The sequence below is a fragment of the Sphingomonas sp. R647 genome (assembly GCF_020177055.1).
Taxonomy (GTDB): Bacteria; Pseudomonadota; Alphaproteobacteria; order Sphingomonadales; family Sphingomonadaceae; genus Sphingomonas.
In genome coordinates this window covers 186,771-209,440 of sequence record NZ_JAIQXT010000005.1, presented here as the reverse complement: position 1 = coordinate 209,440, position 22,670 = coordinate 186,771, and the positions used below count along the sequence as shown (strand labels likewise).

The following is a 22,670-nucleotide window of genomic DNA, read 5'->3' as shown; positions in this document are numbered from 1 at the left end:
GTTCAGCTGCGCTGAACCGGCACCGGCCCGCTCCCCCACCCGGCCACCCATAGGATACACTGTCGTTGGGTGGCCGGGTGGGGAAGCAGGCCGGCGCCGCCACACCAAAAAACTTTAGCTCTGCAGCTTCGCCATGATCGTCATCGCCTGCTCGCCGCCCGATTTGGGGACGATCTCGCCGGTGCGATCGGTGATCTGCGCCCAGTGTGCGGCGACGCCCTCGGGGCTCATCTCCGCGTCGCTCAGGCGCACGCCCTGCGTCAGCGTGACATAGGCGGCCTGGAACACGCCTGCTCCGGCCCCGACGATCGCATTGGTCGGCGCGTCCTCGCTGACCAGAAACAGTGCGGCGGGGGCGACGCTTTCGGGGGTGAACGCCTTGAACGCCGCTTCAGGGAAGATGTCTTCGGTCATCCGCGTGCCGGCGGTCGGGGCGAGGGTGTTGACGCGGATGTTGTATTTCGCGCCCTCAAGGTAGAGCGTCTTGGTGAGACCCGCGAGGCCCAGCTTGGCGGCGCCGTAATTGGCCTGTCCGAAATTGCCGTACAGCCCGGACGATGAGGCGGTCATCAGGATGCGGCCGTAATTCTGGTCGCGCATCGTCGCCCACACCGCCTTGGTCGCGTTGGCCGAGCCGTTGAGGTGGACATCGACGACGAAGCGGAAATCCTCCGGCTCCATGTTCGCGAAGCTCTTGTCGCGCAGCACGCCGGCATTGTTGATCAGGATATGGACGCCGCCCCATTTCTCCTGCGCGCGGGCAACCATTTCCTGCATCTGGGCATAGTCGGTGACGCTGCCGCCATTGGCGATCGCCTCACCGCCGGCCGCTTCGATCTGTTCGACCACCTGCTGCGCGGCATCTGATGCGCCGCTGCCATCGCGAGACCCGCCAAGGTCATTGACCACGACCCGCGCACCGCGCTTTGCGAGTTCCAGCGCATAGGCGCGCCCCAGACCACCACCAGCGCCAGTGACGATCGCGACGCGGCCTTCAAAACTGATGCTCATAACCCCTCCGACTTGACGTTTCCGTCAAGCTATGCGGCGGGCGTGCGCGGCTGGCAAGCGGGGAGCGGGGGCTCGACCGCGATCCTTACTGCCCCGCGTCGAGCGAGTAGCCGGCCGAGCGCACGGTGCGGATGATGTCGGGGCGGTTGCCGATATTGATCGCCTTGCGCAGTCGGCGGATGTGCACATCGACCGTGCGGCTCTCGATATCGCTGTCATGCCCCCATACCGCGTCGAGCAGCCGCTCACGCGAGAAGACCCAGCCCGGATGCTCCAGGAAATGCTTGAGCAGGCGGAATTCGGTCGGGCCGAGCGGCACGACTTCGCCGCCGCGGCGCACCTTGTGGCCGACCGTGTCCATCTCGATGTCGGAATAGGTCAGCGCTTCACCGGCCAGCGCCGGGCGGACGCGGCGCAGCACCGCGCCCACCCGCGCGACCAGCTCGCGCGGAGAGAAGGGCTTGGTCACATAATCGTCGGCACCGGTCTCGAGCCCGCGCACGCGGTCTTCTTCTTCCCCGCGTGCGGTGAGCATGATGATCGGCACGTTCGCCGTCTCGCTCATCCGGCGCAGTCGGCGGCACACCTCGATCCCCGACAGGCTTTCGACCATCCAGTCGAGCAGCACGATGTCCGGCGGCGATTCCTGAGCGAGCAGCAACGCCTCCTCGCCGTCCGGGGTATGACGGACTTCGAAATCCTCACGCCGGAAATGATAGGTGAGGAGCTCGGCAAGCGCCGCATCGTCCTCGACCAGCAGCATGCGCGCGCGGCTCATGTCAGATCCCCGGCGTTTCGACCGGATCGCGGTCGGCGAGATACTGTCCGGTTGCGGCGAAATAGACCATTTCGGCGACGTTAGTCGCGTGGTCCCCGATCCGCTCGATATTCTTGGCGACGAACAGCAGGTGCGCCACCTCGCTCACCGTGCGCGGATTTTCGACCATGTAGGTAACGAGCGTACGGAAGATGCTATCGTAGAAATCGTCCAGGCGGTTGTCGCGCTCGACCACGCGGATCGCCGCCTCGGCGTCGCGGGCGGAGAATGCGTCGAGCACGTCATGCACCATCTCGCTCGCCATCCGTGCCATCGCGGGTAACAGCGAGATCGCCTCGATCCGCTCCGCGCCGGCAGTGTGGACCAGCGGCACGCGCTTGGCGATGTTCTTGGCATAATCGCCGATCCGCTCGACCACCGCAGCAATCTTGAGCGCAGCGACAACCTCGCGCAGGTCATCGGCCATCGGCGCGCGCAGCGCGATGACCCGCACGACCAGCTTTTCGACTTCCGCCTCGATCGCGTCGATGGCGCGGTCCTTGCGGCGCACCTCTTTGGCGAGCGCGGTGTCGTTGCGCTCAAGTGCCTTCATCGCGTCGTGGATTGCCTGTTCCGACAGGCCGCCCATTTGCGAAATCAGCGCGCGAAGATGCTTGATGTCCTCGTCAAACGCTTTGACCGTATGTTCGTGGCCCGTCACCATCATCCGTACCTTCCGGTGATATAGTCCTTGGTGCGCTCCTGCTTGGGCGCAGTGAAGATCTGGTCGGTCTCGCCATATTCCACAAGCGTGCCGAGGTGGAAGAAGGCGGTGCGCTGGCTGACGCGCGCGGCCTGCTGCATATTGTGGGTGACGATCACGATCGCATATTTGCCGCGCAGTTCGTGGATCAGCTCCTCGATCTTTGCGGTGGCGATCGGGTCGAGCGCGGAGCAGGGCTCGTCCATCAGGATCACTTCGGGGTCGACCGCGATGGCGCGCGCGATGCACAGCCGCTGCTGCTGTCCGCCCGACAGCGCGGTGCCGCTGTCCTGCAGCCGGTCCTTAACCTCTTCCCACAGGCCCGCGCGCTTGAGCGATCGCTCGACGATCGCGTCCATGTCCGAACGTGAACGCGCCAGGCCGTGGATGCGCGGGCCATAGGCGACGTTTTCGTAGATCGACTTGGGGAAGGGGTTCGGCTTCTGGAACACCATGCCGACGCGCGCGCGCAGCTGCACCACGTCCATCGAACGGTCGTAGATATCCTCGCCGTCCAGCATGATCTTGCCTTCGACCCGCGCGCTGGCGACGGTGTCGTTCATGCGGTTGAGCGTGCGCAGGAAGGTCGACTTGCCACAGCCCGACGGGCCGATGAACGCAGTCACATTCTCCATGTCGACGTCGATCGACACGTCACGGATCGCCTGTTTCTCGCCATAGAAGACATTGACGCCGCGCGCCGACATCTTGGACGGGCCACCGGCCTGCGCGGGCGCGGCGCTGTCGACGGCGGTGCTTGCATAATCGATTTGGGTCATCACCAGCGGGTCTCGAAGCGGTTGCGAAGATAGATGGCGATGGCGTTCATCGCGAGCAGGAAGATGAGCAGAACGATGATTGCGGCGCTCGTCTTTTCAACGAAGCCGCGGCTCACCTGATCCGACCACAGGAAGATTTGCACCGGCAGCACCGTCGCGGGTTCGAACACGCCGCCGGGCGGGGTAACGATGAACGCGCGCATGCCGATCAGCAGCAGCGGTGCAGTCTCACCCAGCGCGCGCGCCATGCCGATGATCGTGCCGGTCAGGATGCCGGGCAGCGCAAGCGGCAGGACGTGGTGGAACACCACCTGGATGCGGCTCGCGCCGATGCCGAGCGCGGCGTCGCGGATCGACGGAGGGACCGCCTTGATCGCGTTGCGCCCGGCGATAACGATGACCGGCATGATCATCAGTGCCAGCGTCATGCCGCCGACCAGCGGTGCCGAGCGCGGCAACTGCATGAAGTTGAGGAACATCGCGAGGCCAAGCAGGCCGAAGATGATCGACGGGACCGCGGCAAGGTTGTTGATCGAGACCTCGATCAGGTCCGTCCAGCGGTTCCGCGGCGCATATTCCTCAAGATAGATGGCCGAGAACACGCCGATCGGGAACGCGATCAGCAACGTCACCAGCATCGTCAGCAACGATCCCTTGAGCGCACCCCAGATGCCGACCCCGGTCGGGTCGGTGGCGTCGGAGCCGGTCAGGAAGTCGATGTTGAAGCCCTGCTTCAACGTGCCTTCGTCGCGCAGGCGCGCCGCGACCTTGGTCACCTCGGGATCGTTGCCGTCGCCCTTAGCGGCGAGCGCGATCGGGGAGGAGGCAGGCACGTCGATCGACGCGCGGCCCTGCAACAGCTCAGGCCGGTCCTTGAGTTCATCGCGCACCGCGACCCAGGCGCTCTCGGAGATGTAATCCGCGCCGTCCGGGCCGAATGCCGCGACCGCCGCATCGGCGACGACATCGTTCAGCCCCGCGCTGGCGAGCGCCAGATCGGCACCCTTGCCGCGCAGCTGTTCGGGCGTGACTTCGAGGGCCGCAGCCTTGAAGTCGATCGGCAATGCGATCTCGGCGCGCTGGAACCCGCCAATGCCCTGCCACAGCATCGTGACGAGCAGGAAGGCAAGGAAGCTGGCCGAGCCGACGACCGCCGCCAGCCCCCACATGCGGAAGCGACGCTCCTTGGCATAGCGGGCACGGATGCGCTTTTGCATCACGTCGGTTTTCCAACCCGTCGGGGCCGCGCGTGGGGGCTCCTCGGAACTGGTCGGCAGCTGCGGGATGAGGCTCTCACTCATAAGCTTCGCGATACTTTTTGACGACGCGCAGCGCGACGATGTTGAGGACGAAGGTGATCATGAACAGCGTCAGGCCCAACGCGAACGCGGCGAGGGTCTTGGGGCTGTCGAACGCGGTTTCACCGGTCAGCAGGTCGACGATCTGCTTGGTCACGGTCGTCGCGCCATCGAATGGGTTGAGCGTGATGTTGGCGGCACCCGAAGCGGCCATCACCACGATCATCGTCTCGCCGATCGCACGGCTGACCGCGAGCAGGATGCCGGCAACGACGCCGGGCAGGGCGGCGGGGATCAGCACGCGCTTGATCGTCTCGCTGGTCGTCGCGCCCATCGCGAGCGAACCGTCGCGCATCGCGGTCGGGACCGCCGCGATCGAATCGTCGGCCATCGACGACACGAACGGGATGATCATGATGCCCATCACCAACCCTGCCGAAAGCGCGCTTTCGGCCGAGGCGAACTGGAAGCCGAGCATGACCGCAAAATCGCGGATCAGCGGGCCGACGGTCAGCGCGGCAAAATAGCCGTACACCACGGTCGGCACGCCCGCCAGGATCTCAAGGATCGGCTTCATCCACGCACGGAAGCTGCGCGGGGCATATTGGGTGAGGTAGATCGCGCTCATCAGCCCGAACGGGATCGCGATGATCATCGCGATGACGGCACCGATGAAGAAGGTGCCCCAGAACAGCGGCAGCGCGCCCAGATTGGCACCGGGATCGTCGGCGCGGATGACCTGCGGGCTCCAGTTGAGGCCGAACAGGAAATCGGTGATCGGGACGATCGAGAAGAAGCGGACGCTCTCGAAGATCAGCGAGAGGAAGATGCCGAGCGTCGTCAGGATCGCGATCAGCGACGCGACGAGGAGCATCATCATTACCGCCCGCTCGAACTTCGTCCGCGCGCGGAAATCCGGCTTGACCTTGGTAAAGGCAAGCGCCCCGAACGCAAACGCGATGACCAGCGCGAGCGCGGTGCCGATCCAGTTATAGCGGGAAAGCGCAGTGGCATAGGCCGGGGCGAGCTGTTCGGCGACCGGATAGAACGCCCCCTGGCTGCTGCCCTCAGCAAGGCTGCGCGCTTCGTTGAGGATCGTCTCACGCTCGAACCCGAACGCCGGGAGCTGGGCGGAGGCGGGGCTGGATAACACCGATTCAGTGACCAGCGCCGGGCTGACATTCGCCCAGACGACGATGAAGATCAGCGCCGGGACCACGGCCCAGGTCGCGACATACCAGCCATGCTGGCTGGGCAGGCTGTGCAGCCGCTTGGCGGCGAGGCCACGCGCCATGCGGGCGGCGCGCGCACGCGCCGTCAGCCAGCCGATCAGCCCGAGGCCGAGCACGAGGAACAGGAGTGCGAAGACGTTCACCGGTCGAAACCGCCTATCTGGGAGGGGTGGGCGTGTCGGCTTGGATCAATCGAGGTCGCTGCGCTGCATCACGCGACCCTGGCCGATCGTGTCGCTCGCCTTGCTGCGATCCGCATCGGACGAGGCGATCATGCCGCGCTTGGTCAGCGGGCCTTCCGGCTCCCACATCTTGATATACTGGCCGAGGAACTCGTTGATCCCGGGCACTGCCTTCAGGTGCTGCTTCTTGACGTAGATGAACATCGCGCGCGCACCTGGATACTGGCCCGACGAGATCGCCGCATAGGTCGGATCAACGCCGTTGACCGGCACGCCCTTCAAGCGCGACGCGTTTTCCTCAAGATAGGAATAGCCGAATACGCCGATCGCGTTGGGATTGGCGCTCAGCTTCTGGACGATCAGATTGTCGTTCTCGCCCGAGTCGACATAGACGCCGTCCTCACGCACGCGGGTGCACAGCTCGGTGGCCTTGTCCTTGTCGGTCTTCTCGATTTCCTTGACCTGCGGATACGCCTCTTCGCAGCCCGGATGCATGATCAGCTCGTGCAGCGAGTCGCGCGTGCCGCTGGTCGCGGGCGGACCCATGATTGAGATCGGCACGGCGGGAAGCGACGGGTTGATATCCGACCACAGCTTCGTCGTGTTGGGCTTGCCCATCGGGGTCGCGGCGAGCGCGCGATAGGCTTCGGCCAGCGTCAGCTTGATCTTTGGGCCGTTGATCGATTCGGCAAAGGCGATGCCGTCCATGCCGACCTGGACTTCCATGATCTCGGTCACGCCGTTGCGCTGGCACAGCTCGAATTCCGATGCGGTCATGCGGCGCGAGGCATTGGTCATATCCGGGTGCTGCGGGCCGACGCCCGCGCAGAACAGCTTCATGCCGCCGCCTGTGCCGGTCGATTCGATCACCGGCGCCTTGAAGCTGCCCGAGTTGACGAACTGCTCGGCGACCATGGTGGTGAAGGGATAGACGGTCGAGGAGCCGACGATCTTGATCTGGTCGCGGGAAGCCTGGCCACCGCCGCCGCACGCAGAAAGCGTGAGCGCCGAAAGCGCGATCAGAGTGAAGCTGCGCATCGTTGAATCCCCTCGGCCTGCTTTCGAGTCGCGGGACGGGGGCCGGGCCTGTCCGCGACCGGCCCTCTGTTTCAATTGCGTGACGTTATGATGACACCGACTCTGGAATCGGTGCTGTGGGCAGCAGGATCGTGACCGCAGTGCCCTCTCCCACGGAGCTGGCGATGTCGAGCCGACCGCGATGCCGTTCGACGATATGCTTGACGATGGCGAGGCCAAGGCCGGTGCCGCCGGCTGCCCGGCTGCGGCTCGAATCGACGCGATAAAATCGTTCGGTCAGGCGGGGGAGGTGCTCGGGCGCGATTCCTTCGCTTTCATCGCGGACGGTGAGCCGGATCATCGCCGATTCGGTCGCGGTAAGCGCGACGGACACCGGCGTCCCGTCGCGGCCATATTTCATCGCATTGCCGATGATGTTGTGCAGTAGCTGTGAAAGCTGGACCCGGTCGCCGCGTACCGCAGGCAGCGGATCAACCGTCAGCGCGATATCGGCGGCACGTTCGGGTGCCAGCGCGGACATTTCGTCGCGGACCTGCCGGAGCAGCGAAGCCAGATCAACGACATCGTCAGGCGCGCGGTACTTCTCCGCCTCGATCCGCGACAATGAGATGAGGTCGTCGATCAACCGCTGCATCCGGCGCGCCTCGTTGTCCATCACCTTGAGGAACCGCGTGCGGGTTTCCGGATCGTCGGCGGCATCCTCCAGCGTCTCGATAAAGCCGAGGATCGACGCGAGCGGGGTGCGCAGTTCGTGACTGGCGTTAGCGACAAAGTCGACCCGCATCTTGTCCGCAGCATGGGCACCGGTCCGGTCGCTGAGATGCACGACACGCGCGCCGCCGGGCAGGGCACGGACCCGCATTTCCCAGCGCTGATCGCGGGTGCCAAGGCCGACGAGGTGGATCGGACCGCCGGGTGCGCCGTCCACCGGGTTCAGCAGTCGCTCGGCAGCGGCGGGGTGGCGGATGGCGACGCGGACGTCCTCGCCCAGAATGTGCTCGCCAAGCAACGCGCGCGCCGCGCGGTTCGCCGCCGCGACTCGCTGCGACTCGACCAACAGCATTGGTTCGAACACCGCCTCGATTGCCTCAGCTACGCCAGCCGGGTTCGCGCCGACCGCGAGCGGGGGCGTGTCGTCCGTCGCAGGCTCCTCTGGCGGGGGCGACGCGATCAGCGCGGCGAGCGTCGCGCCGACCAGCGCGATCCCGCCCGCCTGGGGGCCGGCGGTGATCCACGCGACGATCGCGGTGACGAGAATGGCGATCAGTGCGGCGAGCGTGCGGGTGTTGGTCAGGCTGGGCATGGCACCATGCCTAACCGATCGCCGCGCGATTCACACTTGTGAAAGGCGGGTATGCGAGTGATGAACCCATCATGGCCGACACAACGCCTCCCAAGGACGGACCGACCAAAGGCCCAAGCAGGCGCGCGCTGATGCTGGGCGCGGCCAGCGCGTCCGCGATCGTCTCGATCAAACCGGCGCTCGCCCAGAGTGCCGGGTCGGTGCTGAACTGCGAGATACCGGTCCCTGATGCAGGGCGCGCGGGCAATTATATCGCCGCCGATGGCTCGCTGGTTCCGGCCGGGACGCAGGGCGCGTTCCCGCCGGCGGGCCGCAACTTCAAGGGCGAAGAGGTCAAGCAGGCGCTGAACGGCGCGAACCTGCCCGGCACCACCTATGACCAGAGCCGCGCCTACACCAACTACATCCGCCGGCTGCAGCGCGGGACGAGCGGCTTCACCTGTTTCGCATCGCTCCAGATGCCGCGCGGGTAACGCCGCGTGACCCGGTATCGCGCCGCGCCCGCCGCGACGCTGCGGATCGAGCCGCTGGATGCGCTCACGCTGATCTATCACCGCGCGTCGGGGATCACGCATCTGGTGGATTCGCCGGTGCCCGAGCTGCTCGACCTCGTGATTGAGTCGCTGACGCTGGATGAGGCGCTGGCGGCGCTGACCGAACGCTTCGATCTGGTCGATCCTGACCGCGACGCACTCGCGGCACGGATCGACGAGCTGGTCGCGTCCGGACTGGTGGAGCGCGTCTGATGCGCCACGCGACCATGCTGCGCATCGGCCCGGTGGGGTTCCGCATCGGCAGCGACTGGCGCGCGCCGGTCGCCGCGCTGGACGAGCTCTACCGCGACTATCCGCAGCCGCAGGATGGCATCCCCGATTTCACCGTCCGCCTGTTCGCTGCGCGTTTCTGGCGGCGCTGGATCCGCCCGGCGGTGCATCTCGGCGGCGATTTCGTGATCCCGGAGGCGGCGCCGCTGCCGCTGGCGCAGGGGGTGCTGGCGGCGGAAATGGCGATGAACCTGCAGATGGCGCTGGGCCAGCGGCGCTATCTGCTGCTCCACGCCTCGGCGGTCGAGAAGGACGGCCGTGCGCTGGTGATGACAGGAGAGAGCGGGGCAGGCAAGTCGACGCTCGCCGCATTGCTGATGGCGCGCGGGTGGCGGCTGATGGGCGACGAGTTCGCGCTGCTCGATCCGGCGACGGGGATGCTGCACGGCTTTCCGCGGCTGATCAGTCTGAAGAATGAGGCGATTGGGGTGATGGAGGCGGCGCTGCCCGATGCGCGCTGGGGGCCGTTGCTCAAGGGCACGCCAAAGGGCGATATCCGCCACCTCGTCCCCGACGCGCGTGCGATTGCGGCGATGGATGAACCGGCCCGGCCCACGCTGATCCTGTTTCCCGCATTCGGCCATCAGCTCGCCGAACGCGCCGTCGAGCCGAGCGAATGTTTCGTGCGGTTGACCCAGGCGTCGACCAACTATGTTGCACTGGGCGAGGCCGGGTTCGACGCGCTGACCGGCCTGGTGCGCGGTGTTCCGGCGCGGGCGATCGACTATCCCGACACCGATGGCGCGATCGCGCTGGTCGAGCGGCTGTGGGGCGAGCTGGCATGAGCGGCACGCTGGTCGCCTGCGCGCTGCGCGATCCGGCGTCGGTGCTGGCGCTGGATGCGGCGGGCTGGACCGCATTGCTGTGCGCCGCGCGGGCGGAGACGCTGATCGGAACGCTGGCGCATCGGCTGGCCGGCTTGGCGATGCCGCCCGCTGCCGCCCGCATCCTCGCCGATGCGCGCGCTGCTGCGGAACAGGGGCGGATGGCGGCGCTGTGGGAGGCGGAGATGGCCCGCCGGGCGCTCGCCGCCAGCGGGATGCCGGTGGTGCTGCTCAAGGGCACGGCGTTTGTCGCGAGCGGGCTGTCGGCGGGGCAGGGGCGGCAGATCGGCGATCTCGACATCCTCGTGCCGCGCGATCGGATCGAAGAGGCGGAGGGTTTGCTGCTGGCGGCCGGGTGGGAGTGGGTGAAGTCCGACCCCTATGACGACGCCTATTATCGCCGCTGGATGCACGAGCTGCCGCCGCTGATCCATCGCGAGCGCGACCGGATGATCGATGTTCACCACACGATCCTGCCGCTGACCGCGCGCGTGACGCCCGATGCGGCTGCGCTCATCGCCAGCGCGGTGCCGCTGGGCAATGGCCTGTCGGTGCTGCCGCCCGAGGGGATGGTCGTCCATGCGGCGGCGCATCTGTTCGCCGATGGCGATCTGCAGGGCGGCTTGCGCAATTTGTGGGATATCCACTGCCTGCGCGACGAATTTGGCGGGGTGGAGTTTGACCTCAGCCTAGCGGCCTGCGCCGCGCAGCACGGCCTGACCCGTGAGGTCGAGCGCTCGCTTCGGCTATCCGCGCATCTGTTCGGCGAAGGCGCAGCACTGACGCTTGCCGATCGCCTTTATGTCCACCGCCTGCTTGCCCGTGACGGCTGGGGGCAGCGGACGCGCAAGCTGACCGAGATGGGGTTTTATCTGCGCGGCCATTTCCTCCGCATGCCGCCGCTCATGCTGGCGAAGCATCTGTGGACGAAGTGGCGGAAGGGCTATCGGCCAGCCGGATGAGCGTGGGTACCAGCTCCTCATAGCCGTCGATCACCGCGTCCGCGCCCAGTTCCGCGACCGGCTGCATCAGGAACCCGAAGCTGACCGCGATACTCGGGATGCCGGCATTCTTGGCGGCCATAATGTCGTAGATCGAGTCGCCGACAAAGGCCGCGCGTCCGCCGCCGCAGCGCGCGATCATCTCGTGGATCGGGGCGGGCGAGGGCTTGGCATTGCCGCGCCCCATCGTGTCACCGCCGATCACGCAGGCGAAGCGGTGGTCGAGGCCGACTTCGCGCACCAGCCGGGTCGCAAAGCGTTCGAACTTGTTAGTGACGATGGCGAGTTTCACCCCACGCGCTTCCAGTTCGTCGAGCGCTTCGGCTAGCCCGGCGAACGGGACGGTGCCGTGCGACAGGTTCTCGCCATAGAACTCCAGCAGCGCGGGATAGGCCCGACGCATGACGTCTTCGTCATAGCCGCCCGATTCCTCCAGCCCATGTTTGAGCATGTTCTTCGCCCCGCCGCCGATCATCGTCCTGATCCGGTCGGGCGCGAGGGTGGGGCGGTCCACCAGCGCCAGCGCATGGTTGGTCGCGGCGAGCAGGTCGGCGCTGGTGTCGAGCAGCGTGCCGTCGAGGTCGAACCCGACGATATCGAACGGAAAATCGGTCATCGCGCCAAATGCCTGTGCCGCTATGGAAATTGCAACATGATCGTGGCAGGGGCGCGGTTCAGGGGAGTCCTAGGGCCTATGACCAAGCCGATCGCCGCGATCATCCTTGCCGCCGGTAGCGGGACGCGGATGAAGTCCGACACGCACAAGGTGCTGCACAGAATCGCAGGCAAGCCGATGCTTTTGCACCTGACCGATGCCTTCGCGGCGGCAGGCGCGGCGGAGAAGGTCGTCGTGGTCGGCGCACGGCGCGAACAGGTCGAGGCTGCGGTTGCGCCGCTTGGCGTGAAGATCGCCCACCAGAGCGAACAACTCGGTACCGCGCACGCCGCGCTGATGGCGCGTGAGGCACTGGCTGGGTTCGACGGCACCGTGATCGTCGCGTTCGGAGACACGCCGTTCCTGTCGGCGCAGACGATCGCGGCGATGGCCGCGCGGCTCGACGCGACAGATGCGCCGCGCGTCGCGGTGCTCGGCTTCCGCCCCGATGATGCCAAGGCCTATGGCCGGATCATTGCCGATGCGGACGGCGCGATTGCCAAGATGGTCGAGTATAAGGACGCGACCTCTGAGGAGCGCGCGGTCGACCTCTGCAATTCGGGCGTGACGGCGGTGCGCGCCGCCGACCTGTGGCCGCTGCTCGACCGGGTCGGCAACGACAATGCGGCGGGCGAATATTACCTTCCCGACATCGTCATGCTTGCACTGGCCGATGGCGACCGCGCGGTGGTGGTCGAGACCGATGCGGATGAGGTGATCGGGATCAACGGCCGCGCCGAACTCGCTTATGCCGAGGATCGCTGGCAGGCCGCACGGCGGGCGCAGGCGATGGCCGATGGCGCGACGCTGACCGCACCGGAAACCGTGTGGTTCGCGCACGATACCATGCTGGGCCGCGACGTGACCGTCGAACCGAATGTGGTGTTCGGCCCCGGCGTTACCGTCGCCGATGGCGTCACCATCCGCGCCTTCTGCCATATAGAGGGCGCGACGATCGCGACCGGCGCCGAAGTCGGCCCCTATGCGCGGCTGCGCCCCGGCACGGTGCTGGGCGAGAACAGCAAGGTCGGCAATTTCGTCGAGACGAAGAAGGCGGTGCTGGGCAAAGGCGCCAAGGCCAACCACCTGACCTATCTGGGCGATGCGCAGGTAGGTGAGGGCGCGAATATCGGCGCGGGCACGATCACCTGCAACTATGACGGCTTCTTCAAATATCCGACGGTGATCGGGGCGGGCGCGTTCGTTGGATCGAACAGTGCACTGGTCGCCCCGGTCAGCATCGGCGACGGCGCGATCGTCGGCGCTGGGTCGGTCGTGACCAAGGATGTCGAGGCCGACGCGCTGGCACTGGTCCGCCCCGAACAGACCGCGCGCGCCGACTGGGCGAAGCGGTTCCGCGCGGCGATGGCGGCACGAAAGGCGGCGAAATGAGCGACATCTATGAAGGCAAGCCGTTCCTGAAGCTGCTCGATGCCTATGTCCTCGACGCGATCGGCGCGCTCGATGCGGAGAGTGATGCGGCGCTGGCTGCGCAGGAGCCGGCGTTCCACGCGATGTTCGGCGCGACCGGCGACTGGCGCAGCATCGTCGTCCAGCGGATGCAGTTCCCCGAGGGCATGGCGGGCGCGATCAACGAGGTCTGGGCCAAGGGGCGCGCCAAATTCATTGCCGCGCAGGGGCATGAGCCAGACCCGGTCGAATTCGTGCGGAGCTTTGTCGACAGCAAGTTCCCGCATTGACATGATATCATGATATGATATCAGTATATCAATGACCCGCATCCTTGCCGATCTGCCCGATGAGGACATCAAGTGGCTCGACGCTCAGGCGGCCGAGCAGGGCAAGTCGCGTGCCGCAGTGCTGCGTGAGGCGGTGGCGGCGTATCGCGCCGAGGCACCCAAGGACTGGCTGGAAATTGGCTTCGGTGCGTGGAAGGATCGCGACGATATCGGCGATGCTGTCGAATGGCAGCGGCGCGAGCGGGCGTCATCGACGCGTCCTTGGGACGACGACTATGAAGAGGTGAAGGCCGAGTTTCCGGATCTGTTCGACGCTGAGGACGATCGCCAGCGGCAAATCTATCTCGACATGAGCAAGGGCCGCTACCCCGATCCGAAGAGGCCGGCCAAGTGAGCGGCTTTGCGTTCGACTCCAACATCCTGATCGACGCGCTCAAGGGCTTGGAGCCAGCGCGCGACGAATTGCGCCGCGCGACATCGGGCGGTGCGCGCGCGTGGATCAGCCGCATGGTGTGGATCGAAGTCCTGTCCAAAGGATCGGGGGAAGGCCTCCGCCGCGCGGAAATTCTGCTGTCGGGCTTTGGCATCGACGAAATGGATGTCGAGATCGCGACCCGTGCGGCCAGCCTGCGCCGGGAGCGGCAGCACCTGCGATCGCCCGACGCCGTCATTCTCGCCACCGCAATGCTGCGCGGCCGCGTCCTCGTTACCCGTAACACCAAGGATTTCCCGGCCAACATGCCGGGGATCCGCGTCCCCTATACCCTCTAAAGTCGAGAGCAGACCCCATGTGTGGAATCGTTGGAATCCTGGGCAATGACGATGTTGCCGACCGGCTGCTCGATGGCCTGAAGCGGCTGGAATATCGCGGCTATGACTCGGCCGGCATCGCCACCATCGTTGATGGCGGCATCGCGCGGCGCCGCGCATCGGGCAAGCTGGTCAATCTGGGCAAGGTGCTGGCCGAGGATCCGCTGCCCGGGCTGGTCGGCATCGCCCACACCCGCTGGGCCACGCATGGCGGCCCGACCACCAACAACGCCCATCCGCATGCGACCGGCGAGGTGGCGCTGGTCCACAACGGGATCATCGAGAATTTCAAGCCGCTGCGCGAGGAACTGCTGGCGCGCGGCCGCGTGTTCGAGAGCGAGACCGACACCGAAATCGTCGCGCATCTGGTGAGCGAGCAGGTCGAGGCGGGCCTCGACCCGGTCGCCGCGGTCAAGGCGGTGCTCCCGTGCCTGCACGGCGCCTTCGCGCTCGCCATCCTGTTCCGCAGCCATCCCGACATGCTGATCGGCGCGCGGCTCGGCTCCCCGCTGGTGGTCGGCTATGGCGAGGGGGAGACCTATCTCGGCTCCGACGCGCTCGCGCTCGCGCCGCTTACCCAGCGCATTTCGTATCTGGAAGAGGGCGACTGGGTCGTCCTCACCCGCGACGGCACGCAGGTCTATGACGTCGAGAACAATCCGGTCGAACGCCCGATCGTCAATTCGGGCGCATCGGGCCAGCTGATCGACAAGGGCAACCACCGCCACTTCATGGCGAAGGAAATCTACGAACAACCGATCGTGGTCGCACAGACGCTGCGCGGCTATCTCCAGCGGCTCGAGGAAAAGGTGACGCTGCCGATCCCCGAGTTCGACCTGTCGGCGATCCGCCGCGTGACCATCGTCGCGTGCGGCACCAGCTATTACGCCGGGATGGTCGCGAAATACTGGTTCGAGCAGTTCGCGCGCGTCGCGGTCGACATCGATGTCGCATCCGAATTCCGCTACCGCGCCCCGGTGATGGAGCCGGGCGGGTTGATGATCGTCATCAGCCAGTCGGGCGAGACCGCCGACACGCTCGCCGCGCTGCGCCATGCCAAGGCTGAGGGCCAGACGATCGCCGCCGTGGTCAACGTGCCGACCAGCACGATGGCGCGCGAGGCCGACCTGCTGCTGCCCACCCATGCCGGGCCGGAGATCGGCGTCGCATCGACCAAGGCGTTCACCTGCCAACTCGCCGTCCTCGCCGCGCTCGCCGCCAACCTCGCCAAGGCGAAGGGGCGGATGACGCCAGAGGAGGAGAAGGAAATCGTCCTCCACCTCGCCGAAGCGCCCGCCGCGCTCAACGACGCGCTGAGCCGCGATGAGGCGATCGAGGCAATGGCCGGCAGCGTCGCCGGCGCGCGCGACGTCCTCTATCTCGGTCGCGGCACCGACTATCCGCTGGCGATGGAAGGGGCGCTGAAGCTCAAGGAAATCAGCTACATCCATGCCGAAGGCTATGCCGCAGGCGAGATGAAGCACGGCCCGATCGCGCTGATCGACGAAAATGTCCCCGTCATCGTCATCGCGCCGAGCGGGCCGCTGTTCGAAAAGACGGTCAGCAACATGCAGGAAGTGCAGGCGCGCGGCGGCAAGGTGGTGTTGATCAGTGACGCCGAGGGGATCGCGGCCGCGGGCGAGAATTGCCTCGCGACGATCGAGATGCCCCGCGTCCACCCGCTGATCTCACCGATCGTCTATGCGGTGCCGGTGCAGCTGCTCGCCTACCATGTCGCGGTGGCCAAGGGCACGGACGTCGATCAGCCGCGTAACCTCGCCAAGTCGGTGACGGTGGAGTGATGCTGTAGAGAAACTGGAGCGGGTGAAGGGAATCGAACCCTCGTCGTGAGCTTGGGAAGCTCCTGCTCTGCCATTGAGCTACACCCGCGAGGCGCGTCGAAATCGAAGGTTTGCGGGCGGTTGTCAAGGACGATCGCGTCGAACCCGCGACACGCGTCGGGAAACGGTCACCCTGGTCCCGCCCTCAACTGTGACTAACGCGCCATTGAGCAGGTCGGGTGACGTTTCGCTATCGATAGTTCGGGTACGCCAGTGGCCGGGGTATCATGGGCCCGGAGCTGGAGCTGCGAGCACTCTTTCTTTCGGCAAATGGCTGCTCGCGGGAGGAATGCCCGTGAATGCGGAAGAACTGTCGGACGTCGCGCTGCATCAGGACGACGATCGCCGCGCCGATGACCGCACCACCACCTTGTTCCAGGTCGCACGCCTGCTCACCGAACAGGGTACGCAGCATCTCTGTCTGATCCGCAACATCGGCGCGGGCGGGATGATGCTGGAAATCTACGCGCCGCTCGAACCGGGGATGCGCGTGCGGATCGAGCCGAAGGTGTGCGATCCGATTACCGGGGTGGTGCGCTGGGCGCAGGCGGGGCAGGCGGGGATCGCGTTTGACGATCCGATCGACGTCCACGCCTATCTCCACACCCACAATGTGCTGCTGCCCGACCAGCTTCCGCGCTGCCCGCGCGTCACCACGGCACTGCGCGCGCGCTTGCGCATCGGTGCGGTGTGGCACCTCGTCCCGCTGATCGACCTGTCGCAGGGCGGGGCGAAGGTCGAAACCGATCTGCCGGTGGAACTGGGGCAGGGGGCGGAGATTGACATCGCGGGCATCGGCACGCTCGGCGCGCATGTGCGCTGGGTGCGCGGTGAGCGGATCGGGCTGGTCTTTACCAATCCGCTTCGGCTGGCGCTCGTCGCCCAATGGATTGCGACCCACGGCGCGGAACAGGGAGCTGTCCGCGCCGCGTGACCGCGCTCAATCGATCGTGCGCGCCAGCTCGCGGTTGAGCCACAGCGCTACCAGCGTCCCGATCGCGCCCGAGAGCAGATAGGCACCCGCTGCAAGCAATCCGAACTCCGACGACAGCCACAATGCGGCGAGCGGCGCGAAGCCGGCGCCGAACAGCCAGGCGAGATCGGCGGTCAGGGCAGAACCGGTGTAGCGGTAGCGCTGCTGGAAGCTGGCCGACAGCGCGCCCGACGACTGGCCGAACGTCAGGCCAAGCAGCACGAAGCCGAGCAGCATGAATGCTGCCTCGCCCGCCTCGCCCATTTCGAGCAACTGCGGCGCGAAGCCGCTGAACGCGGCGATTGCGGCAGCGGTGGCGGCGAGCACGGTGCGGCGACCCACGCGGTCCGCGAGATAGCCCGAAGCGACGATCGCGCCGACGCCAAGCGCCGCCGCGACTGCCTCGATCGCGAGGAAGCGGACCGGTGATTCCTCGGTGTAGAGGAACACCCACGACAGCGGGAACACGGTCACCATGTGGAACATGGCAAAGCTCGCCAGCGGGGCGAAGGCGCCGAGGATGATCGTGCGCCAGTTCGACCGGATCGTTTCGACCATCGGCGCGGGCTGAAGCTCGCGCCGCTCGAACAAGGTCGCATAGTCCGGCGTCACCACGATGCGCAGGCGGGCGAACAGCGCCACCACGTTGATCGCAAAGGCGACGAAGAAGGGGTAGCGCCAGCCCCAGTCGAGGAAATCCTGCGCGGGCAGGGCGGCGATCAGGAACATGAAGAGCAGGCTGGCGACGATCAGGCCGAGCGGTGCGCCGAGCTGGGGGATCATCGCGTACCAGCCGCGCTTGCCCTCTGGCGCGTTGAGCGCGAGCAGCGAGGCGAGGCCGTCCCACGACCCGCCCAGCGCAACGCCCTGCCCCATGCGGAACAGCGCGAGCAGCAGCGCCGATCCCACGCCGATCGAGGCATAGCCGGGAAGAAAAGCGATCGCCGCGGTCGATCCGCCGAGCAGGAACAGCGCGATGGTCAGCTTGGCACCCCGGCCATAGGCGCGGTCGATCGCGGTGAAGATCAGCGTGCCAACCGGCCGCGCGACAAAGGCGAGCGCGAAGATCGCGAACGACCACAATGTCCCCTGCAGCGGATCGAGATGCGGGAACACCAACGCGGGGAACACCAGCACCGACGCGATGGCGTAGACGAAGAAGTCGAAAAACTCGGATGTACGCCCGATGACGACACCGATCGCGATCTCGCCCGGGGCGATCTTGTGCCCGTCCCGCGGACCATCGGAATTGACCGCGCGGGCGTCGCGCTCGGCTTCGGTCGTTGGGACGGTGTCGGCGCTCATTCCAGTCTTCCCGGCTTGCCGCATCGGCGCGGCGCGAATCACTCTGGCGGGTCAGTGTCGGCTTCCCGCAGCAGAAACGCAGTGCTGCATTGATGGGCATCAAGGGATTGGACAAAATGTCCTATGTCCGCGCCGGTGCGGGGGGCGTAGGCGCCGATCATGGCCCAGAACCCCATCCGAGTCCGCCATCGCCTCCGGCCCCTGCTCACGCTTGCGTTGCTGCCGCTGTTGTCCGGCTGCGGGCTGATCGTCCTCGACCCCGCCGGTGAAGTGGCGCGGCAACAGGGCAATCTGGTGATGATCTCCACCGCGCTGATGCTGTTGATCATCGTGCCGGTGATGGCGCTGACGGTGTTTTTTGCGTTCAAGTACCGCGCGGCGAACAAGGATGCGGCCTATGATCCCGAGTGGGACCATTCGACCCAGTTGGAGTTGGTGATCTGGGCCGCGCCGCTGTTGATCATCATCTGCCTTGGCGCGCTGACCTGGGTCGGCACGCATCTGCTCGACCCCTACCGCCCGCTCGCCGCCGCTGAGGGGAAGGGGCCGGGCGCACCGGAAACCGACCGCGAAAAGCCGCTGGAGGTTCAGGTCGTCGCGCTCGACTGGAAATGGCTGTTTATCTACCCCGAACTGGGCATCGCGACGGTCAACGAGTTCGCCGCGCCCGTGGATCGCCCGATCCGCTTCCGCATCGCCTCATCCTCGGTGATGAACAGCTTCTACATCCCCGCGCTGGCTGGCCAGATCTATGCGATGCCGGGGATGGAGACCAAGCTGCACGGCATTTTCAACCAGCCCGGCAATTTCGTCGGCTTTTCCGCCAACTATTCGGGCGCAGGCTTCTCCAACATGCGCTTTGCCGCAAAGAGCATGGAGCGTGGCGCGTTCGACGCATGGGTGGCGCAGGTGAAGGGGACGGCAACGCCGCTCGACCGTGCGACCTATCTCAAGCTCGAACGTCCGAGCGAAAAGGAGCCGGTGCGGCGCTACGCGCAGGTCGAGCCCAATCTGTTCGATCGCGTCGTCAACCTTTGCGTCGAGCCGGGCAAGATGTGCATGCACGACATGATGGCGATCGATGCCAAGGGCGGCCTTGGGCTTGCCGGCGCCTATAATGTCCGCGACCTTGCCTATGACAAGTTCGCAGCGCGCGGCAGCTTGCCGGCGCTCACCACGCGCTATGTCGCGGCGGTCTGCACGACCCCGATGGTCGCGGCGACTGCACCCGAACCCACGCCGGTGGACAGCGCCCCGCTGACCGGCGCTGGCCTGTCGCGCGTCCGCCAGTCGGTGCCGCTGCCCGCGCGCACCGCCATGGCCGATATTCCCGTCCTTCCGGAAAGCTGAGTCAAGCCTGTGTCCGATCCCACCGCGCATCCCGTCCCGTCGGTCGATCCGATCTTCGGTCGTCTGTCGCTCGATTCGATCCCGCTGCACGAACCGATCCTGATCGCGACCTTCGCCGTGGTCGCGATCGGCGGCATGGCGGTGATCGCGCTGCTGACCAAATATCGCCTCTGGGGTTATTTGTGGAAAGAGTGGTTCACCAGTGTGGATCACAAGAAGATCGGGATCATGTACATGATCCTCGGCCTCATCATGTTCATGCGCGGTTTTGCCGATGCGATCATGATGCGGTTGCAGCAGGCGATGGCGTTCGGCGGGAACGAAGGCTATCTCAACGCGCACCACTACGACCAGATCTTCACCGCCCATGGCGTGATCATGATCTTCTTCGTGGCGATGCCGTTCATCACCGGCCTGATGAACTATGTCGTCCCGCTCCAGATCGGCGCGCGCGACGTCAGCTTCCCCTTCCTCAACAATTTCAGCTTCTGGATGACCGCGTCGGGCGCGGCGCTGACGATGGTGTCGCTGTTTGTCGGCGAATATGCGCAGACCGGCTGGCTCGCCTATCCGCCGCTGTCGGGGATCAGTTACAGCCCCAGCGTTGGCGTCGATTATTATATCTGGTCGCTACAGATAGCGGGTGTCGGGACAACATTGTCCGGCATCAACCTGATCGTCACCATCCTGAAGCTGCGCGCGCCGGGCATGGGCCTGATGAAGATGCCGGTGTTCACCTGGACCTCGCTGTGCGCCAACATCCTGATCGTCGCCAGCTTCCCGGTGCTGACCGCCGTGCTCGCGCTGCTCGGGCTCGACCGCTACGCCGGCACCAACTTCTTCACGAACGACTTCGGCGGATCGTCGATGATGTACGTGAACCTGATCTGGATCTGGGGCCATCCAGAGGTTTATATCCTGATCCTCCCGCTGTTCGGCGTGTTCAGCGAAGTGACCTCGACCTTCTCGGGCAAGCGGCTGTTTGGCTACACCTCGATGGTCTATGCGACGGTGGTCATCACCATCCTGTCGTACGTCGTGTGGCTCCACCACTTCTTCACCATGGGGTCGGGGGCGAGCGTCAACAGCTTCTTCGGCATCACCACCATGGTGATTTCGATCCCGACAGGTGCAAAGCTCTTCAACTGGCTGTTCACCATGTATCGTGGGCGCATTCGGTTCGAGCTGCCGATGATGTGGACGATCGCGTTCATGCTGACCTTCACCATCGGCGGCATGACTGGCGTACTGCTCGCGGTGCCGCCGGCTGACTTCGTGCTGCATAATTCGCTGTTCCTGATCGCGCACTTCCACAATGTGATCATCGGTGGCGTGCTGTTCGGCCTGTTCGCGGCGATCAACTATTGGTGGCCCAAGGCGTTCGGGTTCAAGCTCGACAAGAAGTGGGGACTGGTGTCCTTCTGGTGCTGGGTCGTGGGCTTCTGGCTCGCCTTTGCGCCGCTCTATGTCCTCGGCCTGATGGGCGTGACGCGGCGGATGCGGGTGTTCGATGACCCGTCCTACCAGATCTGGTTCATCATCGCCGGCATCGGCGCGGCGACGATCGCAGTCGGCATCTTCGCGATGCTGGTCCAGTTCGCGGTCAGCATCTGGAAGCGCGAGGAGCTGAAGGTCGATGGCGACCCGTGGAACGGTCGTACGCTGGAATGGGCGACCAGCTCGCCCCCGCCGGAGTACAACTTCGCCTTCACCCCGCGCATCCACGATCTGGACGCCTGGTACGACATGAAGAAGCGCAACGCCGAGCGTCCGGTTGGTGGCTATCGCGACATCCATATGCCGCGCCCGACCGGTGCCGGGATCATCCTGTCGGGCATCAGCCTGGTGATCGGTTTTGCGCTGGTGTGGCACATCTGGTGGCTGGCGATCGCGGCGTTCGTCGGGTTGCTCGCCACCGCGATCATCCACACCTTCAACTATGACCGCGACTTCCACATCCCGGCGGCGACCGTCACCGAGGTTGAGTACGCGCGCACCCGCCAGCTGGCCGCCGGAGCCGCCGCATGACCGCCATCACCGCAGATACCAACGCGCCCCCCGTCTTCTACGAGCTGGAGGAGCATCCGCACCCCGAGGGGCACAGCACGATGCTGGGCTTCTGGATCTATCTGATGAGCGACTGCCTCATCTTTGCGATTCTGTTTGCGTGCTACGCGGTGCTGGGCGGCAATTATGCCGCAGGGCCGGGGCCAAAGGATTTGTTCGACCTCAAGCTGATCGCGCTCAACACCGCGATGCTGCTGTTTTCGTCGATCACCTATGGCTTTGCGATGCTGTCGATGCAGATGGGCAAGGTTCGCGCGACGCAGAGCTGGCTTGCCGTCACCGGCCTGTTCGGCGCGGCGTTCCTCGCGATCGAGCTCTATGAGTTCGCGCACCTGATCCACCTCGGCGCGACGCCGCAGCGCAGCGCGTTTCTCTCGGCCTTCTTCACGCTGGTCGGCACGCACGGCCTCCACGTCACCTTCGGCCTGATCTGGCTGGTGACGCTGATGGTACAGCTGGGGCGCAAGGGGCTGATCCCCGCCAATCAGCGCCGGGTCGCGTGCCTTGGCATGTTCTGGCACTTCCTCGACGTCATCTGGATCGGCGTCTTCACCTTTGTCTATCTGATGGGGATGCTGCGATGAGCGCGCACCATGACGAGCACCACGCGGCCGCTGAACTGCCGCACGCGACGCTGCGCGATTATGTGATCGGCTTTGTCCTGTCGGTGATTCTGACTGCGATCCCGTTCTGGCTGGTGATGACGATGCCGCTCAGCGCCGGGGTGACGGCTGCGGTCATCATGGGCTTTGCGGTGGTGCAGATCGTCGTCCACATGGTGTATTTCCTGCACATGACGCCAAAGGCTGAAGGCGGCTGGTCGCTGACCTCGCTCGTGTTCACCATCATCGTGATCTTCATCATGCTCGCCGGATCGCTGTGGGTCATGCATCACCTCAACAGCAACATGATGCCGCAGCATATGGAGCAGCAGGTCCCGTGAAGCTCCGCCGCGCC

24 protein-coding genes and 1 tRNA gene are annotated in these 22,670 nt (G+C 65.7%); 14 read left to right on the top strand and 11 right to left on the bottom strand.

The window, feature by feature from the left end; genetic code table 11:
* Positions 1-114 precede the first annotated feature (114 nt).
* From K9B35_RS13985 to K9B35_RS13950, 8 genes are all read right to left on the bottom strand, one after another.
* A complete protein-coding gene (locus K9B35_RS13985) occupies positions 115-1,011 on the bottom strand; it encodes an SDR family NAD(P)-dependent oxidoreductase (protein WP_224922487.1) in 897 nt (298 codons plus the stop codon).
* Between the two features lie 85 nt (positions 1,012-1,096).
* Positions 1,097-1,789 carry a phosphate regulon transcriptional regulator PhoB gene (gene phoB, locus K9B35_RS13980; RefSeq protein WP_224922486.1) on the bottom strand — a complete coding sequence of 231 codons (693 nt, stop codon included), beginning with the start codon at positions 1,787-1,789 and terminating at the stop codon, positions 1,097-1,099.
* 1 nt (position 1,790) lies between these two features.
* Complete coding sequence (gene phoU / locus K9B35_RS13975; protein WP_224922485.1) at positions 1,791-2,492, bottom strand: phosphate signaling complex protein PhoU; 702 nt, start codon at positions 2,490-2,492, stop codon at positions 1,791-1,793.
* Complete coding sequence (gene pstB / locus K9B35_RS13970) at positions 2,492-3,310, bottom strand: phosphate ABC transporter ATP-binding protein PstB (RefSeq protein WP_412103471.1); 819 nt, start codon at positions 3,308-3,310, stop codon at positions 2,492-2,494. The genes phoU and pstB overlap by 1 nt, the downstream gene beginning before the upstream one ends.
* The gene (gene pstA / locus K9B35_RS13965; protein ID WP_224922484.1) at positions 3,310-4,611 is read right to left on the bottom strand and encodes a phosphate ABC transporter permease PstA; all 1,302 of its coding nucleotides are present in this window, start codon (positions 4,609-4,611) and stop codon (positions 3,310-3,312) included. Before pstA ends, pstB begins: the two co-directional genes overlap by 1 nt.
* Positions 4,604-5,983, bottom strand: a complete 1,380-nt coding sequence (gene pstC / locus K9B35_RS13960) for a phosphate ABC transporter permease subunit PstC (RefSeq protein ID WP_224922483.1) — start codon at positions 5,981-5,983, stop codon at positions 4,604-4,606. Before pstC ends, pstA begins: the two co-directional genes overlap by 8 nt.
* A gap of 45 nt (positions 5,984-6,028) precedes the next feature.
* The gene (locus K9B35_RS13955; RefSeq protein WP_224922482.1) at positions 6,029-7,060 is read right to left on the bottom strand and encodes a substrate-binding domain-containing protein; all 1,032 of its coding nucleotides are present in this window, start codon (positions 7,058-7,060) and stop codon (positions 6,029-6,031) included.
* Between the two features lie 85 nt (positions 7,061-7,145).
* A complete protein-coding gene (locus K9B35_RS13950) occupies positions 7,146-8,363 on the bottom strand; it encodes a sensor histidine kinase (RefSeq protein ID WP_224922481.1) in 1,218 nt (405 codons plus the stop codon).
* Between the two features lie 71 nt (positions 8,364-8,434).
* On the opposite strand from K9B35_RS13950, the gene K9B35_RS13945 reads away from it, so the two are divergent.
* From K9B35_RS13945 to K9B35_RS13930, 4 genes are read left to right on the top strand one after another with little or no spacing between them, the layout of a single operon-like run.
* Positions 8,435-8,836 (top strand): hypothetical protein, encoded by a 402-nt coding sequence (locus K9B35_RS13945; RefSeq protein WP_224922480.1) that lies wholly within the window; start codon positions 8,435-8,437, stop codon positions 8,834-8,836.
* Positions 8,837-8,842: 6 nt separating this feature from the next.
* The gene (locus tag K9B35_RS13940) at positions 8,843-9,109 is read left to right on the top strand and encodes an HPr-rel-A system PqqD family peptide chaperone (protein WP_224922479.1); all 267 of its coding nucleotides are present in this window, start codon (positions 8,843-8,845) and stop codon (positions 9,107-9,109) included.
* Positions 9,109-9,972 carry an HprK-related kinase A gene (locus K9B35_RS13935; protein WP_224922478.1) on the top strand — a complete coding sequence of 288 codons (864 nt, stop codon included), beginning with the start codon at positions 9,109-9,111 and terminating at the stop codon, positions 9,970-9,972. Before K9B35_RS13940 ends, K9B35_RS13935 begins: the two co-directional genes overlap by 1 nt.
* Positions 9,969-10,973 (top strand): nucleotidyltransferase family protein, encoded by a 1,005-nt coding sequence (locus K9B35_RS13930; RefSeq protein WP_224922476.1) that lies wholly within the window; start codon positions 9,969-9,971, stop codon positions 10,971-10,973. Before K9B35_RS13935 ends, K9B35_RS13930 begins: the two co-directional genes overlap by 4 nt.
* On the opposite strand, the gene K9B35_RS13925 is transcribed toward K9B35_RS13930, so the two are convergent.
* A complete protein-coding gene (locus K9B35_RS13925; protein ID WP_224922474.1) occupies positions 10,915-11,628 on the bottom strand; it encodes an HAD-IA family hydrolase in 714 nt (237 codons plus the stop codon). The two genes, K9B35_RS13930 and K9B35_RS13925, sit on opposite strands and share 59 nt — an antisense overlap.
* Before the next feature lie 78 nt (positions 11,629-11,706).
* Between K9B35_RS13925 and glmU the strand changes: the two genes are divergently transcribed.
* From glmU to glmS, 5 genes are read left to right on the top strand one after another with little or no spacing between them, the layout of a single operon-like run.
* Positions 11,707-13,059 (top strand): bifunctional UDP-N-acetylglucosamine diphosphorylase/glucosamine-1-phosphate N-acetyltransferase GlmU, encoded by a 1,353-nt coding sequence (glmU, locus tag K9B35_RS13920; protein ID WP_224922473.1) that lies wholly within the window; start codon positions 11,707-11,709, stop codon positions 13,057-13,059.
* The gene (locus K9B35_RS13915; protein WP_224922472.1) at positions 13,056-13,367 is read left to right on the top strand and encodes a hypothetical protein; all 312 of its coding nucleotides are present in this window, start codon (positions 13,056-13,058) and stop codon (positions 13,365-13,367) included. The genes glmU and K9B35_RS13915 overlap by 4 nt, the downstream gene beginning before the upstream one ends.
* A gap of 31 nt (positions 13,368-13,398) precedes the next feature.
* Complete coding sequence (locus tag K9B35_RS13910; protein WP_224922471.1) at positions 13,399-13,761, top strand: ribbon-helix-helix protein, CopG family; 363 nt, start codon at positions 13,399-13,401, stop codon at positions 13,759-13,761.
* Positions 13,758-14,138 carry a type II toxin-antitoxin system VapC family toxin gene (locus K9B35_RS13905; RefSeq protein WP_224922469.1) on the top strand — a complete coding sequence of 127 codons (381 nt, stop codon included), beginning with the start codon at positions 13,758-13,760 and terminating at the stop codon, positions 14,136-14,138. The genes K9B35_RS13910 and K9B35_RS13905 overlap by 4 nt, the downstream gene beginning before the upstream one ends.
* A gap of 17 nt (positions 14,139-14,155) precedes the next feature.
* Entirely contained in the window at positions 14,156-15,979 is a 1,824-nt protein-coding gene (gene glmS / locus K9B35_RS13900; protein WP_224922468.1) for a glutamine--fructose-6-phosphate transaminase (isomerizing), read from the top strand.
* A gap of 14 nt (positions 15,980-15,993) precedes the next feature.
* Here the strand turns inward: glmS and K9B35_RS13895 are convergent.
* Positions 15,994-16,067 (bottom strand) — tRNA-Gly (locus K9B35_RS13895).
* Between the two features lie 246 nt (positions 16,068-16,313).
* Between K9B35_RS13895 and K9B35_RS13890 the strand changes: the two genes are divergently transcribed.
* The gene (locus K9B35_RS13890; RefSeq protein ID WP_224922467.1) at positions 16,314-16,952 is read left to right on the top strand and encodes a PilZ domain-containing protein; all 639 of its coding nucleotides are present in this window, start codon (positions 16,314-16,316) and stop codon (positions 16,950-16,952) included.
* A 6-nt stretch (positions 16,953-16,958) separates the two neighbouring features.
* Here K9B35_RS13890 and K9B35_RS13885 read toward each other — a convergent pair whose 3' ends face one another.
* Entirely contained in the window at positions 16,959-18,296 is a 1,338-nt protein-coding gene (locus K9B35_RS13885) for an MFS transporter (RefSeq protein WP_224922466.1), read from the bottom strand.
* 159 nt (positions 18,297-18,455) lie between these two features.
* Here K9B35_RS13885 and cyoA point away from each other — a divergent pair, with 159 nt between their 5' ends.
* The 4 genes from cyoA to cyoD are packed head-to-tail and all read left to right on the top strand — an operon-like array spanning position 18,456 to position 22,656.
* A complete protein-coding gene (gene cyoA / locus K9B35_RS13880; RefSeq protein ID WP_224922465.1) occupies positions 18,456-19,646 on the top strand; it encodes a ubiquinol oxidase subunit II in 1,191 nt (396 codons plus the stop codon).
* Positions 19,647-19,655: 9 nt separating this feature from the next.
* Positions 19,656-21,674 carry a cytochrome o ubiquinol oxidase subunit I gene (cyoB, locus tag K9B35_RS13875; RefSeq protein WP_224922464.1) on the top strand — a complete coding sequence of 673 codons (2,019 nt, stop codon included), beginning with the start codon at positions 19,656-19,658 and terminating at the stop codon, positions 21,672-21,674.
* Positions 21,671-22,297, top strand: a complete 627-nt coding sequence (gene cyoC / locus K9B35_RS13870) for a cytochrome o ubiquinol oxidase subunit III (protein ID WP_224922463.1) — start codon at positions 21,671-21,673, stop codon at positions 22,295-22,297. The genes cyoB and cyoC overlap by 4 nt, the downstream gene beginning before the upstream one ends.
* Positions 22,294-22,656, top strand: a complete 363-nt coding sequence (gene cyoD, locus K9B35_RS13865) for a cytochrome o ubiquinol oxidase subunit IV (protein WP_224922462.1) — start codon at positions 22,294-22,296, stop codon at positions 22,654-22,656. Before cyoC ends, cyoD begins: the two co-directional genes overlap by 4 nt.
* Positions 22,657-22,670: the final 14 nt, after the last annotated feature.